Annotated in this window: 18 protein-coding genes; 5 read left to right on the top strand and 13 right to left on the bottom strand. The window is 73.0% G+C overall.

Annotation, left to right across the window (positions count from 1 at the left end):
• Positions 1–10: 10 nt before the first annotated feature.
• The 8 genes from ACIQGV_RS14580 to ACIQGV_RS14545 form a co-directional block, all read right to left on the bottom strand.
• Positions 11–1,129 carry a tryptophan dimethylallyltransferase family protein gene (locus ACIQGV_RS14580; protein WP_402494493.1) on the bottom strand — a complete coding sequence of 373 codons (1,119 nt, stop codon included), beginning with the start codon at positions 1,127–1,129 and terminating at the stop codon, positions 11–13.
• Between the two features lie 369 nt (positions 1,130–1,498).
• Positions 1,499–2,092: a GTP-binding protein gene (locus tag ACIQGV_RS14575; RefSeq protein ID WP_402494491.1), complete on the bottom strand. Its 594-nt coding sequence runs from the start codon at positions 2,090–2,092 to the stop codon at positions 1,499–1,501.
• Entirely contained in the window at positions 2,067–2,444 is a 378-nt protein-coding gene (locus ACIQGV_RS14570; protein WP_402494489.1) for a DUF742 domain-containing protein, read from the bottom strand. Before ACIQGV_RS14570 ends, ACIQGV_RS14575 begins: the two co-directional genes overlap by 26 nt.
• On the bottom strand, positions 2,441–2,842 hold the full coding sequence (locus ACIQGV_RS14565) for a roadblock/LC7 domain-containing protein (protein WP_402494487.1): 402 nt from the start codon (positions 2,840–2,842) through the stop codon (positions 2,441–2,443). The genes ACIQGV_RS14570 and ACIQGV_RS14565 overlap by 4 nt, the downstream gene beginning before the upstream one ends.
• On the bottom strand, positions 2,839–4,011 hold the full coding sequence (locus tag ACIQGV_RS14560) for a sensor histidine kinase (protein ID WP_402494485.1): 1,173 nt from the start codon (positions 4,009–4,011) through the stop codon (positions 2,839–2,841). The genes ACIQGV_RS14565 and ACIQGV_RS14560 overlap by 4 nt, the downstream gene beginning before the upstream one ends.
• 299 nt (positions 4,012–4,310) lie before the next feature.
• A complete protein-coding gene (gene gap, locus ACIQGV_RS14555) occupies positions 4,311–5,309 on the bottom strand; it encodes a type I glyceraldehyde-3-phosphate dehydrogenase (protein ID WP_402494483.1) in 999 nt (332 codons plus the stop codon).
• 165 nt (positions 5,310–5,474) lie between these two features.
• Positions 5,475–6,434 carry a GlxA family transcriptional regulator gene (locus ACIQGV_RS14550; protein WP_402494481.1) on the bottom strand — a complete coding sequence of 320 codons (960 nt, stop codon included), beginning with the start codon at positions 6,432–6,434 and terminating at the stop codon, positions 5,475–5,477.
• A 118-nt stretch (positions 6,435–6,552) separates the two neighbouring features.
• Positions 6,553–7,899: a 6-phospho-beta-glucosidase gene (locus tag ACIQGV_RS14545; protein WP_402494479.1), complete on the bottom strand. Its 1,347-nt coding sequence runs from the start codon at positions 7,897–7,899 to the stop codon at positions 6,553–6,555.
• A 775-nt stretch (positions 7,900–8,674) separates the two neighbouring features.
• On the opposite strand from ACIQGV_RS14545, the gene ACIQGV_RS14540 reads away from it, so the two are divergent.
• Positions 8,675–11,053, top strand: a complete 2,379-nt coding sequence (locus tag ACIQGV_RS14540; RefSeq protein WP_402494477.1) for an ATP-binding cassette domain-containing protein — start codon at positions 8,675–8,677, stop codon at positions 11,051–11,053.
• Positions 11,054–11,089: 36 nt separating this feature from the next.
• Here ACIQGV_RS14540 and ACIQGV_RS14535 read toward each other — a convergent pair whose 3' ends face one another.
• Together ACIQGV_RS14535 and ACIQGV_RS14530 are read right to left on the bottom strand one after the other, a co-directional pair.
• Entirely contained in the window at positions 11,090–11,671 is a 582-nt protein-coding gene (locus ACIQGV_RS14535) for a TetR/AcrR family transcriptional regulator (RefSeq protein WP_402494475.1), read from the bottom strand.
• A 5-nt stretch (positions 11,672–11,676) separates the two neighbouring features.
• Complete coding sequence (locus ACIQGV_RS14530) at positions 11,677–12,258, bottom strand: sugar O-acetyltransferase (RefSeq protein ID WP_402494473.1); 582 nt, start codon at positions 12,256–12,258, stop codon at positions 11,677–11,679.
• A 249-nt stretch (positions 12,259–12,507) separates the two neighbouring features.
• On the opposite strand from ACIQGV_RS14530, the gene ACIQGV_RS14525 reads away from it, so the two are divergent.
• The gene (locus ACIQGV_RS14525) at positions 12,508–12,699 is read left to right on the top strand and encodes a hypothetical protein (RefSeq protein WP_402494471.1); all 192 of its coding nucleotides are present in this window, start codon (positions 12,508–12,510) and stop codon (positions 12,697–12,699) included.
• 158 nt (positions 12,700–12,857) lie between these two features.
• Here the strand turns inward: ACIQGV_RS14525 and ACIQGV_RS14520 are convergent, their stop codons facing one another.
• Positions 12,858–13,337: an SRPBCC family protein gene (locus ACIQGV_RS14520; RefSeq protein ID WP_402494469.1), complete on the bottom strand. Its 480-nt coding sequence runs from the start codon at positions 13,335–13,337 to the stop codon at positions 12,858–12,860.
• Positions 13,338–13,583: 246 nt separating this feature from the next.
• Here ACIQGV_RS14520 and ACIQGV_RS14515 point away from each other — a divergent pair, with 246 nt between their 5' ends.
• The 3 genes from ACIQGV_RS14515 (at position 13,584) to ACIQGV_RS14505 (ending at position 17,073) form a co-directional block, all read left to right on the top strand.
• On the top strand, positions 13,584–14,264 hold the full coding sequence (locus ACIQGV_RS14515; RefSeq protein ID WP_402494467.1) for a methyltransferase domain-containing protein: 681 nt from the start codon (positions 13,584–13,586) through the stop codon (positions 14,262–14,264).
• 257 nt (positions 14,265–14,521) lie between these two features.
• Positions 14,522–16,270, top strand: coding sequence for a SpoIIE family protein phosphatase (locus tag ACIQGV_RS14510; RefSeq protein ID WP_402494465.1), 1,749 nt, complete (start codon positions 14,522–14,524; stop codon positions 16,268–16,270).
• A gap of 419 nt (positions 16,271–16,689) precedes the next feature.
• Positions 16,690–17,073 (top strand): DoxX family protein, encoded by a 384-nt coding sequence (locus ACIQGV_RS14505; RefSeq protein ID WP_402494463.1) that lies wholly within the window; start codon positions 16,690–16,692, stop codon positions 17,071–17,073.
• Positions 17,074–17,217: 144 nt separating this feature from the next.
• Here ACIQGV_RS14505 and ACIQGV_RS14500 read toward each other — a convergent pair whose 3' ends face one another.
• On the bottom strand, positions 17,218–17,727 hold the full coding sequence (locus ACIQGV_RS14500; RefSeq protein ID WP_402494461.1) for a DUF6174 domain-containing protein: 510 nt from the start codon (positions 17,725–17,727) through the stop codon (positions 17,218–17,220).
• A gap of 77 nt (positions 17,728–17,804) precedes the next feature.
• Positions 17,805–19,964, bottom strand: coding sequence for an RNA polymerase recycling motor ATPase HelR (helR, locus tag ACIQGV_RS14495; RefSeq protein WP_402494459.1), 2,160 nt, complete (start codon positions 19,962–19,964; stop codon positions 17,805–17,807).
• Positions 19,965–20,056 lie beyond the last annotated feature (92 nt).

Genomic DNA, 20,056 nt, shown 5'->3' with positions numbered 1-20,056 from the left:
CGCGGCCGGATCAGATCCTGCGGCGCGGCACGCGCAGAGGCGGCCGTACCGCGTACGCCTCCGACGAGATGTAGGCCGTCACACGGGGCGCGCTGCCGTGCTGGTGGACGAGCGCCAGGTAGGCGATGAGCCCGATGCCCTCCTCCGGCAGCCGTGAGGTGACGGCGGACAGCGACCCGAGCAGGGGGGCGGGGTCGAGGCCGTGGCGGGCGAGCACGGACAGGGCCCGTTCCAGGGACTCGCCGTCGTGGCGGACGTAGTCCCGGACGGGTATGTGCAGGGTGAAGCCGCTCGGCAGGCCGCTCGTCCCGTCGGTGAAGGCGTGACAGCTGAGCACGGGCCGGCCGGTGAGGGGGATGCCGTCGTCCGTGCCGGAGGGGTCGAGTCCGGCGACCGTGCGGAAGAACTCCCCGAGGGACTCGGGGGCGGGCCCGTCCGGCATCCGGGAGAGCCCCGCCGCCTCCGTCGCCGACAGGCCGTCGTGGCGGAGGTAGACCTTCACCCGGGGTTCCTCCCAGTCCCCCAGATCCAGGGCGAGGAACGGGAAGCCGTCCGCCGGGGGCAGCGCCGCGAACGCCTCGCCGTGGCCGAGCCGGCGCATCGCCTCGCGCACCGTCGCGAGGGAACGCTTCCGCCCCGAGGCGGCGGGGTTGAGATACACCTTCACCCCGGGCACGCCGCCGGCCCGCAGTTCCAGTGCGCACCACAGCGCCAGCGGGCCCTTGGGGCGGTCGGGGAAGAACAGGTCGGTCAGTTCGTCCAGCCGGTCCGTGGCGAAGCCCCAGGCCCGGGCCATCCCGTGGACGGCGTGCAGACCGGCGAGGCCGTTGCGTGCCATGGTGTCAGCGCCCCAGCCCGGTTCCAGCAGCACCCGCAGCACCGGTGCGGTGCCCTGCTGGAAGGAGAAGGAGTACTCGACCGGTGTGTGGTCGTCGGAGAGGAAACTCGGGTACGGCGGCGGCTCGTCCAGGGGCCGCACGGCCAGCGGGCCGAGGGCCATGGTGAGGATCTTCGCGTACGACACGGCGTCGGCGGGCGGCAGTTCGGCGACCTCGCACAGTCGCAGGAGCTGGCGGCGAGCGAAGTCGCCGAGTGCCGGTGCGGCCAGGGTGTCGAGACTGTGCGTCATCGGCGCCCCCGGCGTCCACCGGAGCAGGGTCTGTGCAGCAGGCTTCTTGCGCGGCTGCACGCCGACCGCCCCGACGGAGCGGGGCGGAGCGGCGCTGTGCCGACGGGTATTCGGTACACGAACCGTCCTTTGGGCCGAGAACCGGTGCGGAAACGCGTCGATGACTACCCGGGCACTTGAATCTTCATGCAGTCCGGCGCGAGCGAGGGATGTTGCGTGAATCACCTCGTCCGCTTGTGGCTTATTTCCCGATCATGTGGCTTGGAATGTCTGGTCCATGGCGGAGTGGCCGGTGACGGGAGCCGCCTCCACGCCGGGCGGCCGGGCGGCGGCACGGGCGTGGTGGAGGCGTCGTCCATGGCCTGGCTCCTAGGAGGCGCGGTTCAGCAGATAGCGGACCAGGGTGATCAGTGCCTGGGCCGACGACTGCTCGTCGCGCGCGTCGCAGGAGACGACGGGGGTGTCGTCGAGCAGGTCCAGCGCCTCGCGCAGGGCGCGCTCCTCCCGCGAGGGCGTGTGGTCGAACCGGTTGACGGCGATGGCGTAGTCGAGGCCGTAGCTCTCGATCAGGTCGATCACCGGGAAGGAGTCCGCGAGCCGCTCGGGGTCGACCAGGATCAGCGCGCCCAGCGCGCCGCGGGCCATGTCCTCCCACATCTGCACGAAGCGCTGCTGTCCCGGCGTGCCGAACAGGTACAGCACCACGCGGTCGCTGATGGTGAGGCGCCCGAAGTCCATGGCGACCGTGGTGGTGGTCTTGCCGGAGACTCCCTTGAGGTCGTCGACGGCCTCGGCCGCCCGGGTCATCGTCTCCTCGGTGGTGAGCGGGACGATCTCCGAGATCGAGCCGATGAACGTGGTCTTGCCCACCGCGAAATGCCCGACGACCAGGATCTTGACGGCCGTCTGCTGCTCTCCGCCGCGGACATAGGCCCGCTCATCCAAACTTGGCCCTGAGTCCATGCAGCACCTCCTCCAGGATCTGCACATCTGCGAGGGGGGCACGCTCCACCGGCGGGCGGGTGATGAGGTAGCCGCCTTCGACGAGTGAGGAAAGGACGATCTTCACCACGCCCAGCGGGAACCGGGTGTGCCCCGCGACCTCGGCCACCGAGAGATAGCCGGCGGAGCAGATGTCCAGCAGCTGCGCCTCCTCGGGCGACAGCCGGGTCGGCCGCTGCTGATGGTCCTCGGCGGCCGTGACCAGGGTGATCAGCGACAGCTGCTGCTCATCGGGTAAACCGCGGCCCCGAGTGATCACATACGGCCGTACGAGCTCGGCGGCCCCCCGCTCCCACGCGTCGGCCCCGGTCATGACGAGGCGCCCAGGTTCTCGCGGGGCGGTGTCATCAGCCTCTTGCCGAGCTGGCCGATGAGCTGCTGCATCCGGAAGGTGATGTCGGCCATGTCGACCTCGGGGGTGGCGGACACCCCGAGGTAGGCACCCTGGCCGGCGGAGATGAGGAAGACCCAGCCGCCGTCGAACTCGACCAGCGTCTGGCGCCACTGCTGGTTGTCACCCTCGCAGAAGAAGCCCAGCGCCCGGCTGAGCGACTGCACACCGCTCATCGCGGCGGCGACCCGGTCCGCGTTGTCCTTGTCGAAGTCCTTCGTCCGGGCCATCAGCAGACCGTCCGCGGAGATCAGGACCGCGTGCAGGGCCCCGGGAATCTCCAGGGCGCTGTCGAGCATCCATGCCAGATCGTCGTTCACGAGACCTCATGTCCTTCACTGCCTGCACCGGGTGTGCCGTTCGTCTGATCCGCGGGGCCCGCCTCCGGGCTCGTGGCGCGGCCGGACTGCGTGCCTCGCTGGAACGCGCCCATGATCGCCGCCGCCTCCGCGCTGGAGCGGACGGGTACGGGGGCGGCCGGCGTGCCGCCCGGCACGATGGCCATCGGCCGCTTGCGGCGCCGTTTCGGCAGGCCGTCGGCCGTGGAGACGGCGGGCGGCGCGGGCTCGGGACCTCCGCGGGCCGGACCGGCGGCGGCGGGCGCGTCGGCCGGGGCGGGGCGCTTGTCCGGCATGCTGGTGAGCAGCTCGTGCGGCAGGAGCAGGACCGCGCGGACACCGCCGTAGGGGGAGCTGGAGTCCACCGACACCTCGAAACCGAAGCGTTCGGCGAGGACACCGGCCACCGCGAAACCGAACTGCGGCGGATTGCCGAGCCCGGACACACCGGAGACGCGCTCGGTCGACAGAAGTCTGGTCGCCCTGGCGCGTTCCTCGTCGTTCATGCCGACACCGGCGTCGTCGACGACGATGCAGATGCCCTTGGGCACGGTGCGGATATTGATTTCGACGACGGTGTCCGGGCTGGAATAACTGGTGGCGTTGTCGAGGAGTTCCGCGAGGGCCAGCGCCACCGGTTCCACGGCACGGCTGGTGACGGCGAAGTCCACCTGCGACAGAATTTCCACCCGCCGGTAGTGGCGGACCCGGCCCTGCGCGCTGCGGACCACGTCGTAAACCGAGGCGACTTCGCGCTGCCGGCCGAGCCATCCGTCGCACAGCACCGCAATCGACTGGGCGCGGCGGCCGAACTGGGAATTGGTGTGGTCGATTTCCAGGAGGTCGTGCAGAATGGCCGACTCGCCGTACTTGCTCTGCAGTCCGGAGATGACGAGCTGCTGTTCGGCCGCGAGACCCTGAAGCGTCCGCATCGCGGACTTCAGAACCGTCCTCGTCGCTTCTTCGGCCTGTTCCTGAGCTGACTGGACGGATTTCGCGTAGTCGGTTTCCAGCTCGGAATAATGAGCCCTGAGCCCGTCGACGTCCTGTCGCAGGGACTTGGCCGCTCTGCGCTGGCGAACAAAGGCGGCGACCGCGACGAGGGTGGCGACGAGGAGAGCCCACACCAGTGGGTTCTGTATGTACGTCATAAGACTCTCTTCAGGCGACTGACGGTCAGATAGTTGAATCTCCGTCAATGCGGGGGTGAACCAGCGGTGCGCCTATAGGTCCGCACTCCGCAAGTGCGCGGTGATCGTATCACCACTGGAAGTGATGACGATCCGTCAATATGTGTGCACGGATGGAGGGTTGTCGACCAAGTTCGGGAAAAGTCGCGCTTCTGCGGTCCGTCGGGGAGAATCCGGGCGATCTCGCCCGGAACCGCCGGGCCGGAAAAGCCGAACTCCCCGCCCGGGCAGGCCCGGACGGGGAGTTCGGCGGCGTTCGGTCAGCCGGCGGCGAGCAGCTCCAGCGTGTCGATCACGCGGTTGGAGAAGCCCCACTCGTTGTCGTACCAGGCGACCACCTTGATGTGACGCCCGTCGACACGGGTGAGCGCGGAGTCGAAGATCGACGAGGCGGGGTTGCCGGTGATGTCCGCGGACACCAGCGGGTCCTCCGAGTACTCCAGGATCCCGGCGAGCGGCCCCTCGGCGGCCTTCTGGTACGCGGCCAGCACCTCGTCGCGCGTCACGTCGCGGGAGACGGTCGTGTTCAGCTCGACGATCGAGCCCACCGGCACCGGCACCCGGATCGAGTCACCGGACAGCTTCCCGTCCAGACCCGGCAGCACCAGACCGATCGCCTTGGCGGCGCCCGTCGTGGTCGGCACGATGTTCACCCCGGCGGCACGCGCGCGGCGCGGGTCGCGGTGCGGGCCGTCCTGGAGGTTCTGCTCCTGGGTGTAGGCGTGCACCGTCGTCATGAACCCGTGCTCGATGCCCGCGAGTTCGTCGAGCACCGCGGCCAGCGGCGCGAGCGCGTTCGTCGTGCAGGAGGCGTTCGAGACGACGGTGTGCAGCTCGGCGTCGTACGCGTCGGTGTTCACCCCGTACGCCAGGGTCACGTCGGCACCGTCCGACGGAGCGCCCACCAGCACCTTCCGGGCACCCGCGGTCAGGTGCGCGCGGGCGGCCTCCGCCGAGGTGAACCGGCCGGTCGCCTCCAGGACGAGATCCACGCCCAGCTCGGCCCAGGGCAGCTGCGCCGGCTCGCGCTCGGCCAGGACCTTGATGCGCCGGCCGTCGACCACGAGCGTGTCGCCGTCCACGGTCACCGGACGGCCGAGGCGGCCGGCGGTGGTGTCGAAGGCGAGCAGCCGCGCGAGCGTGGCGGGCTCGGTGAGGTCGTTGACGGCGACGATCTCCAGGCCGCTGTTCCGCTCCAGCAGAGCGCGCAGCACATTGCGTCCGATACGGCCGAATCCGTTGATGGCGATGCGGGTCATGAGTCGGTGTCCCTTCGTCCCCTCGTCCCGTTGTCCGCAACCAGCCTCGCTCGCCGCGCCCGGCCGTGGCCTGGGCGAGAGCGCCATGGTTCGCAAGGATCACGCCACCCCGGACCGGCAGGTGCGCCCCCCTCCGGACCGTCACCCCGCCACCCGTCGGAGCGGTCATTCGCCCCTGGTGAACGTGCGGCGGTACTCGCTCGGCGTCGTGCCGAGGACCCGCTGGAAGTGGAGCCGCAGATTCGCCCCGGTGCCCAGTCCGACGTCGCCCGCGATCTGCTCCACCCCGAGCTCCGAACGCTCCAGGAGCTCCCGGGCCCGGTCGATCCGGGCCCGCATCACCCACTGCATCGGCGTGTACCCCGTGTCCTCCACGAACCGCCGCGAGAACGTACGCGCCGAGACCGCCGCGTGCCGGGCCAGGGACTCCAGGGTGAGCGGCTCGTCCAGCCGGTGCAGCGCCCATTCACGGGTGGCGGCGAACCGCTCGCCCAGCGGCTCCGGCACGGTCCGCGGCACGTACTGCGCCTGTCCGCCGCTGCGGTAGGGCGCCGCGACCAGCCGCCGCGCGGCGTGGTTCGACGCGGCCACACCGAGGTCACCGCGCAGGACGTGCAGGCACAGGTCGATACCGGACGCGGCTCCCGCCGAGGTCAGGACGCTGCCCTCGTCCACGAACAGGACGTTCTCGTCGACCTTCACCAGCGGATGCTTCGCCGCGAGCGCCCGCGTGTAGTGCCAGTGGGTCGTGGCCCGCCGGCCGTCCAGCAGCCCTGTCGCGGCCAGCGCGAAGGCCCCGGTCGAGATGGCCGCGAGCCGGGCGCCCCGCTCGTGCGCGGCGATCAGCGCCTCCACGACGGACCGCGGCGGATCCTCCCGGTCCGGGAAGCGGTAGCCCGGCACGAACACCATGTCGGCCCACCGCAGCGCGTCCAGCCCGTGCGCCACGTGGTACGACAGCCCGTCGCCGCCGGTGACCAGCCCCGGCTCCGCGCCGCACACCCGCACCTCGTACGGCATGCTCGCGCGGGTCGTGAAGACCTGTGCCGGGATCCCGACGTCGAGGGGCTTGGCCCCTTCGAGCACGAGCACGGCGGTACGGCGCAGACGGGAGGACGACGACACGGGGACAGCGTACGAGCGCCGCGGGCCGGACCGGGACGGCGGCGGTCCCCGGGCGGCGGACGGCACGGCCCGCAGGGCCACCGCACGGAGGAGCGCCGCCCCGGCACGGCCGGTCAGGTCACGTGAGGTAGGCCAGCCCCGGGTGGGTCGCGCGGTACTCGTCGACCAGCCGCCGCGCCACCTCGACCGAGTCGACCAGCGGATGCAGGGCGAACGCCTTGACGGCGGCGGCACGGGACCCGGACGCCGCCGCGGCCAGCACCTCGCGCTCCACCGCCTTCACCGCGCACACCAGGCCCGTCGCATGGGCGGGCAGCGGCGAGACGGCCACCGGACGGGCGCCGCTGCCGTCGACCAGGCAGGGCACCTCGATCACGGCGTCCTCGTCCAGGACGGACAGGGTCGCCCGGTTGCGGACGTTGAGGATCAGCGTCGTGCGTTCGTCGCGCGCGATGGCCCGCATCAGCGCCAGGGCGACCTTCTCGTAGCCGCCGGACTCCGTCAGCGACGCCTCGTCGCGTTCCCCGGCGCCCGCCGCCTCACGGTTCTCCGCCATGTACGTCGCCTCGCGCTCGGCCCGGGTGGCGTCCCAGGTCCTCAGCGCGGGCGCGGCCGGATCGCTCATCCGGTCGTAGAAACGGGCCTGCTGCTCGCGCAGGAAGGCGCCGCGGGTCTGCCGGGCCTCGCGGTACGCCTTCACCGCCTCACGGTTGAAGTAGTAGTAGTGCAGATACTCGTTGGGCACCGAGCCCAGCGACTGGATCCACTCCGGGCCGAAGAGCTTGCCCTCCTCGAAGCTGTCCAGCAGCTCGCGGTCCGCGAGCAGCCGCGGCAGTTCGTCCCGGCCGTCGATCCGCAGCCCCCGCAGCCAGCCCAGGTGGTTCAGGCCGACGTAGTCGAGCTGCGCCTCCTGCGGCCGGCTCGCCCCCAGCACGCGGGCCACCCGGCGGCCGAGGCCGACGGGGGAGTCGCAGATGCCGATGACCCGGTCGCCCAGGCGCCGGGCCATGGCCTCGGTGACCAGACCGGCCGGGTTGGTGAAGTTGATGAACCAGGCGTCCGGTGCCACCGCGGCCACCCGCCGGGCGATGTGGTCCACGACCGGCACGGTGCGCAGCCCGTACGCGATCCCGCCCGCGCCGACCGTCTCCTGGCCCAGCACACCCTCGGCGAGCGCCACCCGCTCGTCCGCCGCCCGGCCCTCCAGACCGCCGACGCGGATCGCGGAGAACACGAAACCGGCGCCCCTGAGCGCCTCGTCGAGGTCGGTCGTGACCGACACCCCGGGCGGGTCGGCGTATCCCGCGGCCTGCTCCGCGAGCACCCGGGCGATGGCGGACAGCCGTCCGGCGTCGAGGTCGTACAGGGTGACATGGGTGACCCGGCCCTCGCCGCGGTCGTCGAGCAGGGCCCCGTACACCAGCGGCACCCGGAAACCGCCGCCGCCCAGAATGGTCAGTTTCACGCCGTGAACAGTACTGCGGCACCCCGGCCCGTGCCACGAGCCCGGCCCTCGGCGGCGGTCGGGCCCCGCTGTGCGGACAGGCCGCCCACCGGGAGGCGTACGGCCCCGCCCCGGCCGCCGGACAGGCCCCGCCCGCGGGGACCGCGGCCGTCGGCCGGAACCGGGCGGAGGTGAGGGCGGAGCGGTACGGCACGGGGGCGTGGCCGGGGAGGACGGCCGTGGAGGACGGCCGTGGAGCGGAACGCGCCGATGCAGGCCACGGCGGGCATCACCTCGACCGGCCCGGACCCGGTCGGGTCCGGGCCGCTCCACGGCGGGCCGGACCGGACGGACCGGAGTGCCGGGGAAGGCATGTGCGGCCATGCGCGGCTCGGAGAGCTCGGCCGGCCGGCCGTCCGGCCGTCCGGCCGGACGATGCGGCTCGGCGGCATGGCCACACCCCGGGGACGGGCGGCGCGGCGGCGAAAGCATGTTCCTGACCGGCGCGCGACGACGGCGCGAAGCGGACCTGTTGCGGGCGGAGTTCATGGCGAACCGGGACAAGGCCCTTTCCTGGAAGGCGCGTCGGGACATGCCGGAGGCCTGGTGGCCGCCTCTTGAGGACACGCCGTTCCCGGTGGTGGTCCCGCCCCGGACGGCACCCCGTTCGAGGCGGACGGCAGCTCCTGGCCCGCCGTCCCCGTCGTGCCGGCCCGGTCAGGAACGGAGAAGCATCCGCTCCCGCCCCCGTCTAGGGTGACTGGCGTACGCACGCGCGAGGGCGGATGGAGAGAACATGAGCAGGGCCGGGAAGACGGACACGGGATCCGCGTCGCATGTCGCCGACAGCCACGAGCTGATCCGGGTCATCGGCGCGCGCGAGAACAACCTCAAGGACGTCAGCGTCGAGATCCCCAAGCGCCGCCTGACCGTGTTCACCGGGGTCTCCGGATCGGGCAAGAGCTCCCTGGTGTTCGACACCATCGCCGCCGAGTCGCAGCGGCTGATCAACGAGACGTACAGCGCGTTCGTGCAGGGCTTCATGCCCTCCCTGTCGCGGCCCGAGGTCGACGTCCTCGACGGTCTGACCACCGCGATCATCGTCGACCAGAAGCGGATGGGCGCCGACCCCCGCTCCACCGTCGGCACCGCCACCGACGCCAACGCGATGCTGCGCATCCTCTTCAGCCGCCTGGGCACCCCCCACATCGGCCCGCCCAGCGCCTACGCCTTCAACGTGCCCTCGGTCCGCGGCAGCGGCGCGATCGCCGTCGGCGACAAGAAGGCCGTGAAGGCGACGTACAGCCGCACCGGCGGCATGTGCCCGCGCTGCGAGGGCCGCGGCACGGTCTCCGACATCGACCTCACCCAGCTCTACGACGACTCCAAGTCGCTGAACGAGGGCGCCCTCACCATCCCCGGCTACACCATGGACGGCTGGTACGGCCGCATCTTCCGCGGCTGCGGCTTCTTCGACCCGGACAGGCCGATCCGGGAGTTCACGAAGGAGGAACTGCACGACCTCCTCCACAAGGAGCCGACCAAGATCAAGGTCGAGGGCATCAACCTCACGTACGAGGGGCTGATCCCGAAGATCCAGAAGTCGATGCTGTCCAAGGACCTCGACGCCCTCCAGCCGCACATCCGGGCCTTCGTGGAGCGCGCGACGACCTTCACGACCTGCCCCGAGTGCGACGGCACCCGCCTCGCGGAGGGCGCCCGGGCCTCGAAGATCGAGGGCGTCAGCATCGCCGACGCGTGCGCGATGCAGATCAGCGACCTCGCCGAGTGGGTCGGCGGGCTGGAGGAGCCCTCGGTGGCGCCGCTGCTGGAGTCGCTGCGGCACACGCTGGAGTCGTTCACGGAGATCGGCCTCGGCTATCTCTCCCTCGACCGGCCCGCCGGCACCCTCTCGGGCGGCGAGGCGCAGCGCGTGAAGATGATCCGGCACCTCGGCTCGTCGCTCACCGACGTCACGTACGTCTTCGACGAGCCCACCACCGGTCTGCACCCGCACGACATCCAGCGCATGAACGACCTGCTGCTGCGGCTGCGCGACAAGGGCAACACCGTGCTCGTCGTGGAGCACAAGCCCCAGACGATCGCGATCGCCGACCACGTCGTCGACCTCGGTCCGGGGGCCGGCACCGGCGGCGGCACCGTCTGCTTCGAGGGCACGGTCGAGAAGCTGCGGTCCGGCGGCACGGTCACCGGGCGCCACCTCGACGACCGGGCCGCGCTGAAGGAGACCGTCCGTGAGCCCGTCGGCGCGCTGCAGATCCGGGGGGCGGACGCGCACAACCTCCAGGACGTCGACGTGGACATCCCGCTGGGCGTCCTGACCGTCGTCACGGGCGTCGCCGGCTCCGGCAAGAGCTCGCTGGTGCACGGCTCCATCCCCGCCGACGAGGGCGTCGTCTCCGTCGACCAGGGCGCGATCCGCGGCTCCCGGCGCAGCAACCCGGCCACCTACACCGGACTGCTGGAGCCGATCCGCAAGGCGTTCGCCAAGGCCAACGGCGTCAAGCCCGCCCTGTTCAGTGCCAACTCCGAGGGCGCCTGCCCCACCTGCAACGGCGCCGGGGTGATCTACACCGACCTGGCGATGATGGCCGACGTGTCGACGGTCTGCGAGGACTGCGAGGGCCGGCGGTACGACGCCTCGGTCCTTGAGTACCGCCTAGGCGGCCGCGACATCAGCGAGGTGCTGGCGATGCCGGTGGCGGAGGCCGAGGAGTTCTTCGGCGCGGGCGAGGCACGCATCCCGGCCGCCCACAGGATCCTGGAGCGGCTCGCGGACGTCGGCCTCGGCTATCTCACCCTCGGCCAGCCCCTCACCACGCTGTCGGGCGGCGAGCGGCAGCGGCTGAAGCTCGCCTCGCACATGGCCGACAAGGGCGGCGTCTACGTCCTCGACGAGCCGACCACCGGTCTGCATCTGGCCGATGTCGCCCAGCTGCTGGGCCTGCTCGACCGGCTGGTCGACTCCGGCAAGTCGGTCGTCGTCATCGAGCACCACCCCGCGGTCATGGCCCACGCCGACTGGATCGTCGACCTCGGTCCCGGTGCCGGTCACGACGGCGGCCGGGTCGTCTTCGAGGGCACCCCCGCCGACCTGGTCGCCGCGCGCTCCACCCTGACCGGCGAGCACCTCGCGGACTACGTGGGCGCCTGACGGCGCCACGGGCCCCGGACCCGTGCGGCACGCAGGTCAGGTACGTGCCGCACGGGCGGCCCGGTCGTCCCCCCGGCCCGTGGCCGTGATCCGGTACACGGCCTCCAGGGTCAGGGACCGGGGGTGCGGATCCGTCGCCAGGGCCCGATGCAGCGTCAGGCCCTCGATCAGGGCGTCGAGCTGACGGGCCGTACCGGGATCGAAGTGCTTCTCCAGATGGATCCGGCTGCGGCCCATCCACTCCTGCGTCAGCTCCCGGTACTCGGGCCTGCGGGCGGCCAGCGTGTACAGCTCCTGGGTGAGCACCAGGTCGCGCGGGGTTCCCTCGGACAGCGTGTGCACGAGGTCCGCCACCGCCTCCCGGGCCTCCTCGGGCGTGGCCGGGGCGGACAGACAGGCGTCGAACACCTCGACGATGTGGTCGGCGAACCGGCGGAACGCCTCCCGCAGCAGGTCGTCGATCCCGCCGAAGTGGTACGTCATCGACCCCAGCGGCACGCCCGCGCGGGTGGCGATCTTGCGGTGGGAGACGCCCGCGACGCCCTCCTCGGCGACCAGGTCGAGCGTCGCGGACAGGATGCGCTCGCGGCGCTGCGGATCGGTGTGCCCGGTCGCCACCGGACTCAGAGCTCCCGCACCGGGCGGGCCGGGTTGCCGACGGCGACGACGTTCGCGGGCACGTCCTTGGTGACCACCGACCCGGCGCCGACGACGGAGTTGTCCCCGATGGTCACCCCGGGCAGCACGATGACGCCGCCGCCGAGCCAGACGTTGTCGCCGATGGTGATCGGCTGCGCCGCCTCCAGCTTGTCGCGGCGCGGCCCCGGCTCCAGCGGATGGGTCGGGGTGAGCAGCTGGACGCCCGGCCCGATCTGGCAGTCCTCGCCGATCGTGATCGCGGCGACGTCCAGCGCGGTCAGGTTGTAGTTCACGAAGGTGCGCGCGCCGATGCTGATGTTGCTGCCGTAGTCGACGTGCAGCGGGGGCCGCACCTGCGCCTCCTCGCCCAGAAAGCCCAGGAGTCCGGCGAGCACCGGCCGTGCGGCGTCGGCGTCCTCTGCGTAAGCCGCCTGGTAGCGCGCGGCCAGGCGGACGGCGTCCTGCTGCCTGCGGGCGATCTCGGGGTCGTCGGCGATGTAGAGATCGCCCGCGAGCATCCGCTCCAGGTTCGTGCGCGGGTCGCCCGCGAAGTAGTCCTCCACCATGCGTACGATCGTACACCTCGTGAGCGTACGATCGTACGCTCGGCCGGAGTGCCGGGAACGCCCCTTGCGTGGGGGCGCGTTCGCTTTGCGTCGCGCGTTCGCGAGCGCTGCGCGTGCGCCGGTTCGTCTCCGGGGCGGAGGGTGTGGAGCGGTCGGGGCGGGCAGGCATGAATGCCGTGGGGTAAATCGATTCTGCAGTGGTGGGCGGCGTCTGGGCGCCGGGACGCGGGAGGGGCGTGACGGTCGGGGATGACGTCGTCGGAAGCCGGCCACCCGGACGAGGGGTCCGCGCCCGGGCGTCCGCACGGGGACGCGGGCGCCCCGATCTACGACGAGCTCGTCAGGGCGTGGCGTGCCGCGGGGCGCGAGGTGCCCCGTCCGCCGCAGGACCTGGCGGGCGGCGAACCGCCCGAACCGCAGGACCGCTTCGGCCGCGGATGACGGGGCCGGGCGGGCCGGGCGGTCCGGGCGCGAGGCCGCCGCTCGTGCCCGGCACGGGGCCTGCGGCCTGCGGCCGAAGCGGAAACCGGTCGCTCATGACGGCGGAGTCCGGCACCGGCCGGCCGGGGGCGCGCCCCCGGCCGGGAGTGTTCGCGGTGTCAGAGCGGGGTGGTGCCGGTGTCGCCGGGGCGCAGGCGGCCGCGCCAGGCGCCGCTCTCGCCGCCGCGCTCCTCGATGAACTCCTTGAACCGCTTCATGTCCCCCTTGACCCGCCGGTCGATCGTCCCGAGCAGGTCCCCCGCCTTCTCCGCGGCCCCGCTGGGTTCCATGTCCATCACCAGCTCCACGCGCGTGTGGGTGTCGTCCACGCGTTCGAAGCGGACGGAGCCCCTCTGGCTGGTGTCGCCGGAGGTCGTGCGCCAGGTGATGCGCTCGTCGGCCAGCTGGTCCACGATCTCGGTGTCGAACTCCCGCCGGACCCCGCCGATCTTGGTGGTCCAGTGATTGCGGCGCGCGTCCAGCTGCCGGACCTCCTCGACCCCCTCCATGAAGTGCGGGAACTGCTCGAACTGCGTCCACTGGTTGTACGCGGTGTGCAGGGGGACGTCGACCTCCACCGTCTCCTTGACCGTGCTCATGCGCTCTACCTCCGGTTTCCGTCGGTCGACCGGTGGCGGCCCGTCTGCCGCCACCCGGGTCGGGGTTCGCCGCCCCGGGTACCCGCGACAGCCCGTCCCACCCCGGCCGTGTCCTCACGCACCGGGGAACCGGGGGAGAGGCCGCGCCCGCGAGCGGTGCGGCGGCCCCTTTCCCCGCGAAGCCCGCGCGACGGAAGTGCCTTCTGTGCAAGGATGATTCAAGCCTTAGCCCAAGGGAGACGCAGAGTGAGCGGTGCCGGTGAGGGACTCGACTACGACAGCCTGAAGCTCGACCGGACAGGCCAGGCGGAGGCGTTCGACTCCATCGGCGACCGTTACGACGAGGCGTTCCCGCACAAGGAGGGACAGGTCGGGTCCGCCGACTGGCTCCTGGAGCGCCTGTCGCCCGGCGCGAGGGTGCTGGACCTCGGATGCGGCACCGGACTGCCGACCGCGCGGCAGCTCGCCGACGGCGGTTGTGCCGTCGTGGGCGTCGACCTCTCCGCGGCCATGGTGGCCCTGGCCCGGCACAATGTCCCCGAGGGCGAGTTCCACCGGGCGGACATCGCCGACCTGCGGCCCGGCGGCCCCCTCGACCTGGGCGGGTTCGACGCCGTCGCGGCCTTCTTCTCGCTGCTGATGCTGCCGCGCGCCGAGATCCCCCTCGCGCTGACCATGATCCACGGCCTGCTGCGGCCCGGCGGCGTGCTCGCGCTGTCGATGGTGGAGGCCGACGTCGACGACTTCGCCATCCCCTTCCTCGGCAGCACCATCCGCGTCACCGGCTACCTCCGCGACGGCCTGCGCGAGGTCGTCGAGGCGGCGGGCTTCACCATCGAGGGCGAGTCCTCCTACACCTATGCGCCGGAGAGCTCCGACGTCCCGCCGGAGGAGCAGATCTTCCTGCGCTGTACGAGACTCGACTAGAGGCTTCGCCGTCGGGACCGGGCCGGCCCGTGGGGCCGCCGGGTCGAGTGGATCGGGGCGCGGGAGAACACGACACCCATGTCAGCACAGGCGGCCGCAGCCGAGCGCGGCACCGGCCCGGGAGAGGTGTCCGCATGGGCGCGGGACCGTTCCCGCGCCCGCGCCCGCGGTACGGCGGACGCGGACGGCACCGGACCGGCCCGTCGGCTGCCTCGTCCCGCGGGGGCACAGTGATCAGGGCGTCGGAGGGTGAACCCGTGACCGGGGTGCGAGACGGCGAGCCGGCCGTCGGGATGTCCGGCGGCGAGCCGGTGTCCGGCGCGGCGCGCGGCGGCTTCCGGCACGGCCGCCGCACCCGCGGCGGCCGGCCCGCCCGCGCCGCCGGGACCGGGCGGCTGCGCTACCTCGACACCGCGACCCGGCGGATCGCCCGCGGCATGAGCCTCGACGAGACCCTGGCCGAGCTGTGCCGGGCGGCCGTCCCCCTCTTCGCCGACCTGGCGGTCGTCCATCTGTACGACCCGCTGCCGACCGCGGACACCGCCCCCGCCGGTCCGGCCCGGCTCGCACTGCACAGCGTGTACCGGACAGCGGCACCGGTGCCCGAAGCCCCGCCGCACGCGGGCACGGGCCGGCTGACGAAGCTGCTGCAGTCCGGGCGGCCCGTCTTCGGCAGCGGCCCCGGGGCCGCCGCGGCCGCGGAGCTCCTCGCCGCGGCCGGCCTCCCCGAGGACGTGCCCTCCGGCCGCCGGGTGATCGTCGCCCCGCTGCGCGGCCGCCACCACGTCCTGGGCGGTGTCACCCTCGTCCGCGGCCACGGGCGCCGCACCTTCACCGACGACGACCTCCTCGTCGCCTCCCAGCTCGCCACGCACGCCGCGCTCGGCGTCGACAAGGCGCTCGCCCACGGCCACGAGGCGTCCGTGGCCGACACCCTCCAGCGCACCATGCTGCCGCCGTCCCTGCCCGCCCTGGTCGGCGTCCGGCTGGCCAGCCGCTATCTGCCCGCCTCACGGACCGCCGAGGTGGGCGGCGACTGGTACGACGCGATACCGCTGCCCGGCAACCGGGTGGCGCTCGTCATCGGCGACGTGATGGGCCACTCCCTGACCTCGGCCGCGATCATGGGCCAGCTCCGCACCGTCGTCCACACCCTGGCCGGCCTCGACCTCCCGCCGCACGAGGTCCTCCACCACCTCGACGAGCAGGCCGGCCGCCTGGGCAGCCAGCACCTCGCGACCTGCCTCTACGCCGTCTACGACCCGGTCTCGCGCCGTCTGCTGATGGCCAACGCGGGCCACCCGCCCCCGCTCCTGCTGCACCCCCGAGGCGTGGCCGAGGCGCTCGACCTGCCGTCGGGCATACCGATAGGAGTCGGCGGCGGCTCCTTCGAGACCACCGAGACGGCCGCGCCGACCGGGGCCACCCTGCTGCTCTACACCGACGGCCTGGTGGAGTCCCGCGGCTCCGACATCCAGACCGGCATGACACGGCTGCGCCACCGGCTGCGGGCGCTCGCCGCCGACGGACCGCCCCCGCTGGAGCCGCTCTGCGAGGCGGCGCTCGGCACGCTGGACGAGGTCGGCCGCGAGGACGACGTCGCGCTGCTCGCGGCCCGCTTCGAGGGACTCCTGCCGGAGACCGCCGCCAACTGGTACCTCACCCCGCACCCGCGCACCGCCGGCCAGGCCCGCAGGCTGGTCCGCAGAACCCTGCACCGCTGGGGCCTGGACGCGCTCGCGGACACCACCGAGCTCCTCGTCGGCGAGGTCGTGGCGAACGCGGTACGGGTCACCACCCGGCCACTCACCCTGCGGCTGCTGCGCACGGACGTCCTGCGCGTCGAGGTGCGCGACGACTCCGTCCAGCTGCCCCGGCTCGGCCACGCCGAGCCGGACGACGAGAGCGGCCGCGGCCTGTTCCTCGTCGACCACCTCGCCGTGGGCTGGGGAGCCACCCGCGTGAGCGGCGGCAAGATCGTCTGGTTCGAGCAACGACTGCCCTGACGCCCCGGGCCGCGCCGGGGTACGGCCCCTCCTGCACCCCGCGGGCCCGTCAGCCGGACGGCAGCGACGACGCGGGCGCCCCGTGCCGGGCGCGACGCGGTACGGCATCCACCACGCCACCGGGCCGGACCGGCCTCCGATCGTCCGGCCCGGGCCGCTGACGCCCGCGCGGTGTCCCGGAGCGGTGCAGAGCGCGGGCCCGGCTTCTCGGGCAAGGCCATGACGGACGCCCCCACGGGCGGAGCAGCCGGACGTGCGTCACCCGCGGAAGGCCGCGGCGCCCGCACTCTGTGCCCGACCCGCCGACCCGCCGACCCGCCGATCCGTCCACGGAACGACGTCCGGGCTCCGGGATGTCACAGCGGGCGGCACCGTCTCGTCATAGGGGATGCAGACCGTTCCCGATCAAGGAGCAGACGATGAACCTCGCGCTGTGGATCGCCGCCGGAGTGCTTGCCGCGGTGGCTCTGACCGGCGGGCTCACCAAGGCGTTCGTACCGAAGGAGAAGCTGGCCGCGGTCCAGGGCGGCGGCTGGACCGGGACCGCGAGCCCGGGCTTCCTGAAGTTGCTCGGTGTGGTGGAGATGCTCGCCGCGGTGGGCCTGGTCCTGCCCGCCGTCCTCGGCACGGCGCCGGTCGTGGTGCCGGTCACCGCCGTCTGCTGGGTGCTGCTGATGGTGGGCGCGATGATCACCCACGGCAGGCGCGGCGAGGCGAAGTTCGTGGCGGTGAACGTGGTGTACCTGGCGATCGCGGTGTTCATCGCCTGGGGACGCCTCGGCCCCGAGACCTTCACCGGCTGAGCGCCGGTACCGGGCGGGGCCGGGGCGGCGGGTGCCCGTGTCCGGGGAGCCGTTCACCGGCGGCCCCGGAGGGGGGCTCGGCACGCACGACGTACCGGGCCCGGGCCGGCCGTGCGGACGGCGGCGGCCGCCTGTTCTCCCGGCTCACCGCCCCCGGTCCGCGGCCGGGGTGAAGCCGCTGATGACGTACTCGGCCTCGTCGTCGATCGCGGACCGGTCCTGGTCGATGGTGATCCGCCGCGGCCGGCCGTCCGGCGCGAAGTCGCCCTCCGCGACGTCCGCGCCGTCGCGCCGCGCCTTCTCCATCTCCGCGAGCAGCCCGCCGACGGTGGGCACCATGTCGGGGAACCGCCGCACCACGAACCGCCCGCTCTCGTCGAGGCCCCGGGCCCGGATCACCCGGTGATCCCGCACGGTGATCCGGAAGGCCCCGATCAGAGGCCGCTCGCCCCCGTCGGACCGCAGGGTGTAGGTGTACGCGGCGGGTTCCTCCCAGGGCGTGCCCGTGCCCTCGGCGGACGGGGCGGTGCCCCCGGCCTGCGACGACGAGGCCGAGGCCCGGGTGTCCGTGTCGCAGGCGGCGGTCGCCCCGAGCGTCCCTGCGATCAGAGCGGCCGCGGCTGCGGCACGGGCACGGCGGTGTACGACGGTCATGGTGACGTCCCTTCGATCACGACTGACCCTGTGACGCCGAAGTGCCGGGAAACGTTCGGCAGTTCACCGCGAACGCCTCAGCGGCCGGTGAGGACCACCAGCTGCCGGGTCGCCCGGGTCATCGCGACATAGCGGTCGACCGCCCCTTCGGCCCCCTCGCCGAACCCGTCCGGGTCGACCAGGACGACCAGGTCGAACTCGAGTCCCTTCGACAGCCCGGGAGTCAGCGACCGCACCCGGGGGGTGTCCGCGAACGTCTCCCGGAAGGCGTCGTCGCCGATCACACAGGCGACGCCCTCCGCGTGCGAGGCCAGCCAGTCGCCGAGGACCGACTCCAGCTCAGGGACGGTCCCGTGGACGACGGGGAGACCGCTGCTGCGGACGGAGACCGGCACGTTGGCGTCCGGGAGCACCGCCCTGACGACGGGCTCCGCCTCCGCCATGACCTCTTTCGGCGTACGGTAGTTGACGCTCAGGGAGGCCACCTCGACGCGGTCCAGGCCGACGCGTCCGAGCCGCTCCCGCCACGACTCGGTGAACCCGCGCCGGGCCTGCGCACGGTCCCCGACCACCGTGAAGCTCCGGGAAGGGCAGCGCACCAGCAGCATCTGCCACTCCGCGTCGGTCAGTTCCTGCGCCTCGTCCACGACGATGTGCGCGAACGGTCCGGCGAGCCGGTCCGGCTCGGCCCCGGCCGGTCCGGCCCCGTCGACGAGGCTGTCGCGCAGGTCGCTGCCGTGCAGCATCGTGACCGCGCCCTCACCGTCGTCGTCCGCGGCCAGCACGTCGTCGATGACGGTGGCCATGCGCTCGCGCTGTGCGGCGAGGGCGGCCTCGTGCCGGCGCCTGCGCCGTGACGCCCCGGGGTCCCCCAGCCGCTGCCGCGCCGCGTCCAGGAGCGGCAGGTCCGACACCGTCCACGCCTGCGGGGCCGCCTTGCGCCCGAGCCTGCGCACGTCGTCGGGACCCAGCCAGGGAGCGCACAGCCGCAGATAGGCGGGCACCGACCACAGGTCCCCGACGAGGTCGGCCGCCTCGATCGACGGCCACGCCCGGTCGAGCGCGCCCACCAGCTCCTCGTCGTGCAGCAGCGCCCTGCGGAACAGCTCCTCCGGCACCTCGGCGCCCGCCTTGTCCAGCAGGATCGTGACCAGTTCCTCCCAGACCTGGTCGCGTGCCTCGTTGTGCGGGGTGCCGGGGCCCGGCGCGCGGAACGCCTCGGCCCAGTCGTCGGCGCTCAGCCACGCGTCGGACCAGGGGGTCGTGACCCTCAGGCCCTCGGCGGGCGGCTCCTCGTAGAACCGTACGGCCGTCTCGACCGCCTTCACCATGTCCGCGGACGCCTTCAGACGCGCGACCTCCGGGTCGGTCTCCTCCACCGCCCCGGCTCCCTCGTCGACGAGGTCCCGCAGGGTGCAGGTCCGCACGCCCTCCTCGCCGAGGCCGGGCAGGACGTCGGCGACGTAGTCCAGATAGGGCTGGTGCGGGCCGACGAACAGCACGCCGCCCCGGCGGTGCCCGAGGCGCGGGTCCGCGTGGAGGAGATAGGCGGCCCGGTGCAGCGCGACGACGGTCTTGCCCGTGCCCGGTCCGCCGTCGACGACGAGCGTGCCGCGGGACCCGGCCCGTACGACGGCGTCCTGGTCGGCCTGAAGGGTGGCGAGCACGTCCCGCATCCGGGACGACCGGCCGGCGCCCAGGCTCGCGACGAAGGCGGACTGGTCGTCGAGCGCGGCATGCCCCCGCAGTCCGTCGGCGGTGAACACCTCGTCCCAGTAGTCGCTGATCCGTCCGTCCGTCCAGCGGTACCTGCGGCGGCTGGACAGTCCCATCGGGTGGGCGTGGGTCGCCGCGAAGAACGGTTCGGCGGCGGGGGAGCGCCAGTCGACCAGCAGACGGCGCCCCGCGCTGTCGGTGAGGCCGAGCCGCCCGACGTGGACGGGACCGGCGCCGTCCGTGCCGACCATGCGGCCGAGGCACAGGTCCAGGCCGAACCGGCGCAGGGCGCGCAGCCGCCCGGACAGCCGGTGGACCTCCGCGTCGCGGTCCATCGCCGCCCGCCCGGCGCCGCCGGGCGCTCTGAGCCGGGCGGCGAGCTGATCGGACACCTCGGCGATCGTCTGCCGGAGGGCCTCGGCGATCGCCGCGAAGTGCTGCTCGTCGTCGGCGATCAGCGCCGGGTCGGCCTTGGGGGCGAGACGGTCGGGCAGATCGAATGCGCTGGTGGTCGCATGCACTTCGAGAAGCTCTCATTTCCGCAGGTGGTGGGGGTGAGGGAGTGATTCTGCGGGACACGGGGGGCCTTGCCGCAAGGCCCCCCGTGCGCTAT

The organism is Streptomyces sp. NPDC093094 (assembly GCF_044754345.1).
In the GTDB taxonomy this organism is placed as follows: Bacteria; Actinomycetota; Actinomycetes; order Streptomycetales; family Streptomycetaceae; genus Streptomyces.
The sequence above is the reverse complement of the archived record's forward strand: the minus strand, read 5'-3'. Positions and strand labels throughout refer to the sequence as shown.